Origin of the sequence: uncultured Anaerofustis sp. (assembly GCF_938029165.1) — a bacterium.
Taxonomy (GTDB): Bacteria; Bacillota; Clostridia; order Eubacteriales; family Anaerofustaceae; genus Anaerofustis.
Genome location: NZ_CALHFB010000001.1, coordinates 53,509 through 64,874, shown reverse-complemented (window position 1 = coordinate 64,874; position 11,366 = coordinate 53,509). Strand labels below are relative to the sequence as shown.

The window sequence follows — 11,366 nt, the reverse complement described above, 5'->3', positions numbered from 1 at the left end:
GTGTTAATTTATTAATCGTAAGAAAAAACGGAGGATTGACCGAGTGGCTAAGGAGCTCGCCTGGAAAGTGAGTAAGGTGTAACAGCCCCGCGGGTTCGAGTCCCGTGTCCTCCGCCATATTAGATTTTTAGTATCCTTTAAATATATTTATAGGGTACTTTATTATATTTAATAGGTTATTTATATTTCAAATGATAGTTTTTACCCGGTAGGTAATTTCAGGTTTATATATATTGTCGTTTATTTTTTAATAAAAGATACTATGAATGTTCCTATATAAATAATAAATTTTATATTAAAAAAAGCCCATATGGGCTTTTTTATTTTGTATAAACTTTTGAATCTATTGCATATTTTGTTGTGTACATCGTCTTATTTTCATATTCTGTGTTTCTTTGTTCCACTGTAGGAGAAACCGTATAATCTGTTCCGTAGATTATTTTATGGAGATACTGAACATTCTCTTTTAATGTATCGAATATCAAGCACCATCCACCGTTGATCGTTCCCGATTTCATAAGGTCGTTTTTTGTAAGAGATTTTGATTTCGGACCGCCGTCGCCTTTTAAGTATGCCATTATAATAGGCCACATATCATTTGATGACATTGATGTGGTGATATAAGGAAGTACGGATTCAAGAGCTTTCTTCTGTGTTAAAAGGCTGCTATTTTTAAGCGTGGAATAAATTTTGCTCATTACAATTCTTTGTCTTGCGGTTCTTTGGTAGTCACCGTTTCCGGCGTATCTGATTCTGCAGTAAGATAATGCCTGTTTTCCGTCAAGTTTCTGATTTCCCGCTTTTGTAAGTTCTTTTGATTTTGTTCCTTTTAAAAGTCTGTTGTTTTCTCTTATATATTTATTCAGATTTTCGATTTCATCTTCTTTTACGTCTACTGTAATACCGCCCAGAGCGTCTACAATATCCGATACTGCTTTAAAGTTTACTTCTACGTAATCGTGAATATTTAAATCGAAGTTTTCATTTAAGGTTTTAACTGTCATTATAGGTCCGCCGAAGGAATGTGCGGCGTTTATTTTGTCAAAACCGTAATCTTCGTCTCCCACTTGTGCAATTTTTATATAGGAGTCTCTGAGTACTGAAGTAAGAGTTATTTCTCCCGTCTTACTGTTTACAGAACAGATCATCAAAGAGTCTGTCCTGCCGTTTTCTTTTCCTCTTGAGTCAACTCCGAATAAGGCATAATTTTTGATATATTTATTTTCTTTTCTGTAATAATCATTTACATAAGAAGATATTCCAAGCTCGCTGTCTCCCTTAGGAAAATCGACGGTATTCATTTTTGCAAATATTTGATTTACTTGATAATAAGCAAAAGCCGATGCAGCAATCAAGAAAACAAGAAGGAATACTGCGATTTTTTTAACTCTCTTCTTCCAAGGTTTTTGAGGCTTTTTCCTCTTTCCCTTAGGTCTTTTAGTCATTTTAGCAGGCTCTTCTCTTCTATGGTCCCTTGGGTCTTTATTGTTATTAGGTCTTTTAGGTCCGTTATTATTAGAAGGTCTTTTCCCTTTTGGTCTTTTGCTTGGTTTTTTTCTGTTTCTTTTTTCTTTGTCTCTTATTTTTCTAAGTTCACCAAGAGCTTCGTTTTCATCTATTTTGATTACTTCTCCGTCAGCTCTTCTGACTACAATTTTACCCATACTATAATAACCTCATTTTAAATATATTAGTATAAAATTAAATACTTAATCGTATTAATCGAAATTTGGTTTATTTTATCCATTTTATTTATAATATAACATTTATATTATGAAAGTATTATTACCTTATTAAAATTTTATTAAGAATAGGGGTTTTTACCTCTATTGCCTTACTTTGACACATTTCCTGACAGCAATAGCACCTTATGCATTTTGAATAGTCATAGCTTATCCTGTTTTCTTTTTCATTAAAGCTTATGGCTTTGTCGGGAAGAGGGCATGAATTAACACAAATTTTACATCTGATGCATTTCTTCTGTACAATATAAGGCTTCTTTAAGACAAATCTTCTGAACTTTTTATATTTATCAAATTTTCCTATCCCAACGGGTTCTCTTACTACGTCAAAGTCATCGTTAATAAACTTTTCAAAATCATCTCCGACGATTTCAATGTCTTCTTCTTTAGTCCCATAATTGATTTTTCTGGCATATTCTATAAAAGGAAGATAATTTCTGTCCAGATTTACCATTTTAGCAAAAATTATGTCAATTGCAATAGGGTCTTCGGAAATTAACAAAACATTCATTTTTACCGGAGTACCGCTGCCCGGTCCGTTACCTTCCATTGCGACTACTCCGTCCATTATGTTGAGTTTGGGATTTATGGTCTTGACCAAATCAATTAGCATTTTTGAGAAACTTTCTCCGTCGGAGAATTTAACATGGCTTGCTCCTTTATTAAATCCGTTTACACAGCCGAATATATTTTTTATCGCGCCTGTTATCCTCGTTAACTGGTGTGTTTTCATTTTTGAGATACTTATAATGCTGTCGCTCTCGGTTACTGCATCTGCTATCTCAAATTGTTTGGCAAAATCATTTTCCTGATTATGAACAGTGCTTCCCTGAGAAAAGTCTTTTAGTTCGATATTGTATTTTTCTCCTATATCATATAATCCGCTTTCTTTGGCTACGGATACAGTAGAACCTTTTCCTGGAGAGTCTCCGTAGGATATATTTTTATAGTCATTTTCTTTTAGTATTTTTATCATTGCCTCAAAGACGCTTGGGTGAGTAGTAACCGCATATTCCGGACTTCTCGGTTTTAAAAGATTTGGTTTTATGAGGATTTTTTCGTCTTTATCTACGAACTTTTCAATTCCTCCAATCAAATCGATCCCTTTCTTTAGAGCGTTATATACATTTTCTATTTCATAGTTATCCAAATAAACTAATGCAACTTTCGACATGATTATCTCCATATATATTTTTAGATAGTATACCATAATTTTACTTTAAAGTATAATATTTATGGTATTTACCTTGATAAATGCTTTTTACTTTATTAAAATGGACATATGAGAAAAAATTCAGCGAAGATTGTTAAAAAAATAAAAGATTTTATTTTAGAAAATAATTTAATAGAAAAAAATGATAAAGTAATGATTGCTTTATCCGGAGGCAGCGACTCCGTTTGTTTGTTTCATATCTTGAATACATTAAAAAAGGATATGGGATTTTCTTTATATGCTTTTCATTTAAATCATAATATCAGAAATGAAGCAAAGCGAGACGAAGATTTTGTTTTGGATTTATGCAAAATGCATGAGGTTCCTTTATTTCTGGAAAGCGAAGATATGTTGGAGCTTCATGAAGACAGCGGTATGGGTCTGGAAGAAATAAGCAGAAAAAAAAGATACGAACTCATATATAAGATAATGAAAGAAAATAATATAAATAAGACGGCTACGGCTCATCATCTTCTTGACCACAGCGAAAGCATAATTCTAAATATGGTAAGAGGAAGCGGGATAAGGGGTCTTAAAGGGATTTCCGTTAGTAATAATAATATAATCAGACCGATTTTAAATCTCACCAAAGAAGAAATTTTATGTTATATAGAAGAAAATGATTTAAAATATGTTACCGATGTGACAAATTTTGATACTGATTACAGCAGAAATAATATAAGGCATAACATACTTCCGCATTTGGAAGAAATAAATAATAATGTTTATAATCATTTTTTTGAACTTTCAAGTATTGCGGGAGAAATCGACGATTTATTAAACGAGCTTGCTTCTAAGATAGTTATTATCAATGAAGATGATAAGGTTTATATAGAGCTAAAAGATTATTATTCTCTTCATACCGCAGTTAAGAAACAAATACTTTTTAATATGCTAAATAAACTTGGTATAAAAAAAGATATAAATTCAAAGGCAATAAATAATATAGTTGATTTGATAGAAAAAAATAATACATCTTTTGAAATAAGTTTAATAAATAATATTGTAGCAAAACGAAGATATGATAAACTATACTTTGAGTATTTAAGCAAGGATAATAGAGAAAGTTTCCGTTTGGAAGTAGATAATAAAAATAAATTTGAAGTCAAATACAATGATATTTTCATAAAATTAGAAAAAAAAGATATTTTAGACAAAAACAGTGAAGATAAATACGTGGATTATGATAAAATAAGAGGTAAACTTTTTTTAAGGACCAGACAAGACGGAGATAAGTTTTCTCCTTTTGGATTAGACGGAAGTAAAAAGTTAAAAAAATATTTTATAGATAAAAAGATACCAAAAGAAGACAGAGACTTTATCCCTCTTTTATCAGATGAAGAAAATATAATCGCAGTAATAGGATATGATATAAACAATAAATATAGGATAGATGAAAATACAAAAAATATATTAAGCATAAATTATAAAACTATGAGAGGTAAACATGAAAGAAGACATTAAAGAAATTCTAATCACCGAAGAAGAGCTTAAAGAAAAGGTTCAGGAGCTTGGTAAAATATTAACAAAGGATTATAAAGATAAAAATCCGCTTGTTATATGTGTGCTCAGAGGGGCGGTAATGTTCTTAAGCGATTTGCTCAGAGAAATCGATACCTTTGTGGATATGGACTTTATGGCAGTTTCAAGTTATGAGGGTACCAATTCTTCGGGAGTTGTAAATATCGTAAAAGACCTTACAACAAATATCGAAGGAAGGGATGTACTTATAGTAGAGGATATCCTTGATACCGGAAGGACTTTGGATTATTTGATGAGGATATTAAAACAAAGACACCCGAAGAGTATGAAAATATGTTCATTACTTATTAAAAAGGGAAGAGAGGAAATAAAAGTTCCCGTTGACTATTACGGTTTTTACATACCTAACGAATTTGTAGTGGGATATGGACTTGATTATGATGATAAATACAGAAATCTTAAGTATATAGGTATACTAAAAGAGGAAGTTTATTCATAAAATAAAGATAATGTTAAAATTTTTTATATACTTTGCTAATTATTGTTAATAATTAATAAGTATGATAAAATAACTAATTAATAAAAGAAAGGAAATAGGTAAACATTTTGAATAAAAGATTTAAAACGGTGACTATCTATATTGTTCTGATTTTAGGTACTTATCTGCTTGTCAGCATGCTTACGGGGTCGATGAACCCACTGTCTGGTTCTGCTAAGACACAAAAAGCATCTTACAGTAAATTGGTTCAGAATATAGAATCGGACAATGTAAAAAGTATAATTATAAATAGAAATAAATCTACAGCCAAATCTACATTAAAAAGCGGGGATACCATGCTTGTATCCAATGTATCCGTAACGGAGCTCGATAAACTTATTACAAGTTATATCACAGCAAATCCGGGAGAATTGGATGTAACATATGATGTATCAAATCCATCGGGCTGGACCAGTGCTTTAATGGCACTTATATCCATAGGGCTACTAGGCTTTTTGGTTTTTGTGTTCTTCTCTCAGCAGGGAGGCGGCGGAAATAAAGTAATGACTTTCGGAAAGAGCAAAGCCAAGCTTTATACCAAATCTGATAAGCAGTATACTTTTGCGGACGTAGCCGGAGCTGATGAAGAAAAAGAAGAACTTGCGGAGGTCGTGGATTTCTTAAAATCTCCTAGGAGATATATCGACCTCGGAGCGAGGATACCTAAAGGGGTGCTTTTGGTAGGACCTCCGGGAACGGGTAAAACACTTCTCGCAAAAGCGACCGCAGGGGAAGCTAAAGTTCCTTTCTTCAGCATAAGCGGTTCAGACTTTGTTGAAATGTTCGTAGGTGTCGGTGCCAGCAGAGTAAGAGATTTATTTGAAACTGCCAAGAAAAACTCGCCTTGTATCGTATTTATAGATGAAATCGATGCTGTTGGACGTCACAGGGGTGCAGGTCTCGGCGGCGGAAATGATGAAAGAGAACAGACTCTAAACCAATTATTGGTTGAAATGGACGGTTTTTCAAATCAGGAAGGTATAATAATCATTGCTGCCACCAACAGAGCCGATATATTAGACCCTGCTATTTTAAGACCGGGCAGATTTGACAGACAGGTAATGGTTGCTCCTCCAGATGTAAAGGGAAGAGAAGATATATTAAAAGTTCATTCTAAAGGCAAACCTTTGGCAGATGATATCGACTTAAGTATCATCGCAAAGAGTACAGCGGGATTTACCGGTGCGGACCTTGAAAATGTAATGAACGAAGCAAGTTTGCTTGCAGCGAGAAAAAGAGAAAAGAAAGTTTCTATGAAGGATATCGAAGAAGCAATTAAGAGAGTAATTGCCGGTCCCGAAAAGAAAAGTAAAGTCATTACCGATGAAGACAAGAAAATCACTGCTGCTCATGAGGCAGGTCATGCTGTTGTAATGAAGAGTCTTCCTCAATGTGATGAAGTCAGAGAAATTTCTATAATCCCTAGAGGAATGGCTGCGGGATATACTATTTCCCTTCCCGACAATGATAATTCACATATGCCGAAAGGTAAGCTTCTCGATTTGATATGCGGACTGCTCGGCGGAAGAGCTGCGGAAGAAGTTTTGCTTGATGATATATGTACGGGAGCTTCAAACGATATCGAAAGAGCTTCCAAAATAGCAAGAAGTATGGTAACTGAATGGGGTATGTCTGAACTCCTCGGACCTTTGGGGCTTGGAAGCGGACAGGATGATGTATTTATCGGAAGAGATTTCCTCAGAAGTAAAAACTACGGTGAAGAAGTTGCCAGTGCGATAGATAAAGAAGTAAGAGATATAATAAACGAATGTCATGAAAAAGCTATCAATATATTGAAAGAACATAAAGATAAGCTTGAACTTGTGACAGAAGAGCTTATAAAGAAAGAAACTTTGACCGGAGAAGAATTTGCAAGTCTGTATGAAACGGGTAAATATCCGGGCGAAGCGGAAGAAGCGAAGGATAAGGAAGAAAATAAAGATGAACAGTAAATTGACAGTTGGACTTAAAAATGAAAGAGAATTGGTAGTTGAAGAAAAACATCTAGCTTCAAGCAAAGGCAGCGGTGCCGCGGAAGTATTTTCCACTCCGGATATGCTTTTATTGATGGAAGGAACTTGTTTTAAATTAGCCGAAGAATACTTGGACGAAGGCGAATCTACCGTGGGAACGGCGGCAAGCTTCAAACATTTGGCGGCGACTCCTCTCGGGATGAAAGTCAGATGTGAATGTGAACTTATCGAAGTAGACAGAAGAAGACTTTTATTTAAAGTCGATGTTTATGACGAAAAGGAAAAAGTCGGAGAAGGAACTCACGAAAGGTTTATAATCGATCAGGCAAAATTTGAAGCGAAAGCGGAAGCTAAAAAGAATAAATAAATATTTGAAAGAGCGGTTATGTTACTGCTCTTTTTTTATAAAAAAGTTTATACATCATATGTTGTATTTTTCAGGATAATTTTTTATTTTATGTAATAATAAATTTATAAAAATAATTTAAAAAATTGGTGTGTATAATGAAAATAGATTATATGAAGTTAGGTGTTAAAATAGGCGATGCAAGGAGAACTCAAGGTATTACTCAGGAGAGGTTATCGGAATATGCGGATATTTCAGTTAGTCATTTAAGTCATATTGAAAATGGAACAACTAAAGTATCACTTCAAACTTTAGTAAGGATAGCAAAAGTACTTGATATTGGTCTTGATGAGCTGCTAAATTTGGAATTAGGTAAGAGAGCAATTTATTTGACAATAAGAGAAATAGATCAACTTTTTAAAGATTGTACGGAAGAGAAAAAGCATTTATTGATTAAAAATATAAATATATTAAAAGATTATGATTTAGAAAATAAATTATAAAATATAATAAATATATTTGATTTTTTAAATAGTTAAATATTAAAGTACAAATTTTTAAACTTTTCCTTTAATTATAAAAATGATATACTTTTAAATAATAATCGGAGGTTATAAATATGATAAAAGAAAATAATGAACCTAATAATAAAAAAGTAAGAATGAACGGAGCATTAGGTAATTTAAAAATACTCGATTTTTCGACTCTTCTTCCCGGGCCTTATGCTTCTTTGCTCCTTGCCGATATGGGGGCTAAAGTAATAAAAATCAGTTCTTCTGTAAGACCCGATATCGTTGCGGATTATCCTCCGTTTATAGATGATACGAATTTATCCGCTAATCAAGCATGGCTCGGAAGAAATAAGAAAAATTTATTTTTGAATTTGAAAAATCCTAAGGCAATAGATATCGTAAAAGAACTTATAATAGAATATGATATCATTCTAGAACAGTTCCGTCCCGGAGTTATGGATAAACTCGGGCTTGGGTATGAAGAGCTTAGTAAGATAAATCCTAAACTTATATATTGTTCCCTGACCGGATATGGTCAGACGGGACCTTTAAGCCAAAATGCGGGGCATGATATAAATTACCTTGCAAGAAGCGGAAATATGGCGCATGCGGGTAAGGAGAATATCGGACCCGTGCTTACAAATATGCAGATTGCCGATGTTTGTGCAGGGTCAATGAATTCAGTGGTGGGTATATTGGCGGCTGTAAATTACAGGAATATGACAGGAGAAGGGCAGTATATAGATATTTCCATGTACGACGGGCTGATACCTTTTAATGCAATGGACGGTGCCGGGTTCCTTGTTTCGGGAGAAGAACCTAAGAGGGAAAAACAAAGGCTTAACGGCGGATGTATCTATGATTTTTATGAAACAAAAGACGGCGAATATCTTAGTGTAGGGTGTTTGGAGCCTCAGTTTTGGAGGGAGTTTTGTCTACTTATCGACAGAGAAGAATATATCGAAGGTTCGGTATTTCCTGAAGATATAGATAACGTCAAAGAAGATATAAGAAATATTATTAAGAGTAAAACCAGAGATGAGTGGATGGATATATTTAGTGAAAAGGACGTTTGTGTCGAACCTGTCTTATCATTAAAAGAAGCTTTTGAAGATGAACATGTAAAGGAAAGAGAAATGGTCGTAGATGTAAAGAGTTCTCAGAATGAAGACATCAATATAAAACAAATGGGAAATCCAATCAAGCTTTCTAAGTGTCCCGCTAAATATGATATATCAGGATATCCGCTCGGTCATCATACAAAAGAGATAATAACTTCCATGGGGTATTCCGATGAGGAATTTGAAAAGATGAATAAAGAGGGAGTGTTTTGATAGTTTAAAAATAAAAAAGACCCATATGGGTCTTTTTTAAGTTCTCTTTATGATACCCTTTTGATAAGCGGTAAGAAGCATTTCAAGATAATATATTTCTTTGTTAATATCTTTTGCCTTATCCGTATCTTTTACGAGAATTCTTTTGTCATTATCATATAAAAATCTATGTTCGCTTCTGATATCTATTTCATGCTTGATTGCATATTCGACATTGTTGAATGGATGATGCGTTATAAGGTTCATCCCATAAGAGTTATAAGTAAGCGTAAATCCCGCAATTCCCGTAACATCTCTGTAGGCTTTGGAATATCCTCCGTCTATCAATAATAACCTTCCGTTAGCTTTTATAGGGCTTTGTCCCGCTTTTAGTTTAATAGGTACATGACCGTTTATTATCCTCGAATAGCTGTCGTGAAGTCCGAATTCTCCGAGTATTTCTACGGCGATTTCTTCTTCTGCTGATTTTGTGAAGTATGATAAATATGTTTCTTTATGTGTTTCTTTATCGTCAATGAAATATCTTTCAAAGGTCGCCATTTTGCTTTTCCCAAATAAAGGAGAGTTGGGAGAACACCATAAATACCAGAAATATGAAGTATCTTTTTTATCACCGGTAATGGCATTTCTTAAATGATATTCCATTTTATCCATAAGTTCTTTGCCTTTATAATACTCTTCTCCGACCCTCACTTCTTTAAAGCTTCCGTCTTCATTTAGAGGTATACATCCATGGAATAATAAATTTTTATTGTAAGTTAGATACATACTTCCCTTTGTCAGGAGTGTATCTATATGTTCACTTAGTTTTTCACTGGATATAAAGCTATGTTTTAAAGTCTCTATTATCTTTTGTTCTTCTTCCGTAAGTTTGCTTACATCTTCTTTATCAATGGTCGGAAAATCTTTAGTATTTAGTTCATATTCTATATCATCTATAACTATCGTCCCTTTATCGAAGTTGCATTTAGACAGCATATCCCTGTTATCCATTAAGTACTCCGGATGTCTCTTTATGATTTGTGTTTCCAGTTTGAACTGGATGACCGTTATTGCTTTATGCATTTTAGCCATCAATGCTTCATCGATATCCGGATCTTCATCACTTAGTCTTGGGAAGAATTCTTTTAAATCTTCTTTGGTTGAATTTTTATATGTTGTTGAAGCGAATAAGGAGAGGGGAAGTATCCCGATCCCGTATCCGTCCCTAAGTGTTTCTATATTTCCGTATCTGAGACATATCCTTATTACGTTTGCTATGCATGCTTCATTACCATAGTTTGCTCCCATCCACACAATATCGTGGTTTCCCCACTGTATATCGACACTATGATGATTTGATATTATATCCATTGCTTTATGTGCGCCTCTTCCTCTGTCGTAGATATCGCCTATGATATGAAGATGATCCAGATTTAGCGTCCTTATGGAGCGGCATATTTTAACGATGAAATCCTCGCTTGCATTGGTATCGATTATAGTATCAAATATATTTTCAAAATATAATGCTCTTTTTTCGTCTTTATCATTTTTGAATAATAATTCTTCTATTATGTTTACATAATTTTTATCTATATTTCTTCTGACTTGTTCTCTTGTAGACTTGCTTGATACATTTGCGAGTATTTCAATCAGATATTTTAGTGTATCCTTGTACCATTCTTTATTTAATTTGTCTTCGCTTGCAAGGAGTTTTAGTTTTTTTACAGGATAGTATATGAGGGTGATTATTGTATTAAGTTCTTCCTCATTTACTTTATCTCCTATAGTTTCCGTGACTTTTCTTCTTATGCTTCCCGAGCAGTTTCTAAGTACGTGTTCAAAAGCTTCATTTTCTCCGTGTATATCGGTTATAAAATGTTCGGTACCTTTGGGAAGGTTTAAATTTGCTTTAAGCTCAATTATTCTGGCTCTTGTTTCGCAAACATTTGTATACTGCTTTGAAAATAAAGTCAGATAGTCTTTGTTGTCATAAATCTCCTTTGTGCTAAAATTTCTCATATTTTTACCATCCTTATTTTATATACTCTAAATATGTATATTAAATCTTATATTTATCTATAATAATCTAATTTAGTGAAAAAAAGATTAATTTATAATTAAAAATACGAGTTTATGTTTGAATATTTATTTAATTTAGAGTAAAATCTTTTAGCTGAGTATTTATAATACTTTAATTATACTTGCTATTATATCATAAAAATCTTTATATGATTTAAAATGTGA

9 protein-coding genes and 1 tRNA gene are annotated in these 11,366 nt (G+C 33.3%); 7 read left to right on the top strand and 3 right to left on the bottom strand.

What is annotated here, in order from left to right:
* Positions 1 to 29 precede the first annotated feature (29 nt).
* A tRNA-Ser gene (locus Q0516_RS00275) sits at positions 30 to 117 on the top strand.
* A 203-nt stretch (positions 118 to 320) separates the two neighbouring features.
* Here Q0516_RS00275 and Q0516_RS00270 read toward each other — a convergent pair.
* Entirely contained in the window at positions 321 to 1,664 is a 1,344-nt protein-coding gene (locus Q0516_RS00270) for an LCP family protein (RefSeq protein ID WP_257479994.1), read from the bottom strand.
* Positions 1,665 to 1,785: 121 nt separating this feature from the next.
* A complete protein-coding gene (locus Q0516_RS00265; protein WP_294467712.1) occupies positions 1,786 to 2,916 on the bottom strand; it encodes a DUF362 domain-containing protein in 1,131 nt (376 codons plus the stop codon).
* A gap of 108 nt (positions 2,917 to 3,024) precedes the next feature.
* Between Q0516_RS00265 and tilS the strand changes: the two genes are divergently transcribed.
* From tilS to Q0516_RS00235, 6 genes are all read left to right on the top strand, one after another.
* Positions 3,025 to 4,419, top strand: a complete 1,395-nt coding sequence (gene tilS, locus Q0516_RS00260; RefSeq protein ID WP_294467707.1) for a tRNA lysidine(34) synthetase TilS — start codon at positions 3,025 to 3,027, stop codon at positions 4,417 to 4,419.
* A complete protein-coding gene (gene hpt / locus Q0516_RS00255) occupies positions 4,403 to 4,936 on the top strand; it encodes a hypoxanthine phosphoribosyltransferase (protein WP_294467702.1) in 534 nt (177 codons plus the stop codon). The genes tilS and hpt overlap by 17 nt, the downstream gene beginning before the upstream one ends.
* Positions 4,937 to 5,043: 107 nt before the next feature.
* Positions 5,044 to 6,927, top strand: a complete 1,884-nt coding sequence (ftsH, locus tag Q0516_RS00250) for an ATP-dependent zinc metalloprotease FtsH (protein ID WP_257479990.1) — start codon at positions 5,044 to 5,046, stop codon at positions 6,925 to 6,927.
* Entirely contained in the window at positions 6,917 to 7,315 is a 399-nt protein-coding gene (locus Q0516_RS00245) for a thioesterase family protein (RefSeq protein ID WP_257479989.1), read from the top strand. Before ftsH ends, Q0516_RS00245 begins: the two co-directional genes overlap by 11 nt.
* A gap of 152 nt (positions 7,316 to 7,467) precedes the next feature.
* The gene (locus Q0516_RS00240; protein ID WP_299236993.1) at positions 7,468 to 7,797 is read left to right on the top strand and encodes a helix-turn-helix transcriptional regulator; all 330 of its coding nucleotides are present in this window, start codon (positions 7,468 to 7,470) and stop codon (positions 7,795 to 7,797) included.
* A 116-nt stretch (positions 7,798 to 7,913) separates the two neighbouring features.
* Positions 7,914 to 9,140: a CaiB/BaiF CoA-transferase family protein gene (locus tag Q0516_RS00235; protein WP_294467695.1), complete on the top strand. Its 1,227-nt coding sequence runs from the start codon at positions 7,914 to 7,916 to the stop codon at positions 9,138 to 9,140.
* 36 nt (positions 9,141 to 9,176) lie between these two features.
* Here Q0516_RS00235 and Q0516_RS00230 read toward each other — a convergent pair whose 3' ends face one another.
* Positions 9,177 to 11,141: a fructose-1,6-bisphosphatase gene (locus Q0516_RS00230; RefSeq protein WP_294467693.1), complete on the bottom strand. Its 1,965-nt coding sequence runs from the start codon at positions 11,139 to 11,141 to the stop codon at positions 9,177 to 9,179.
* Positions 11,142 to 11,366 lie beyond the last annotated feature (225 nt).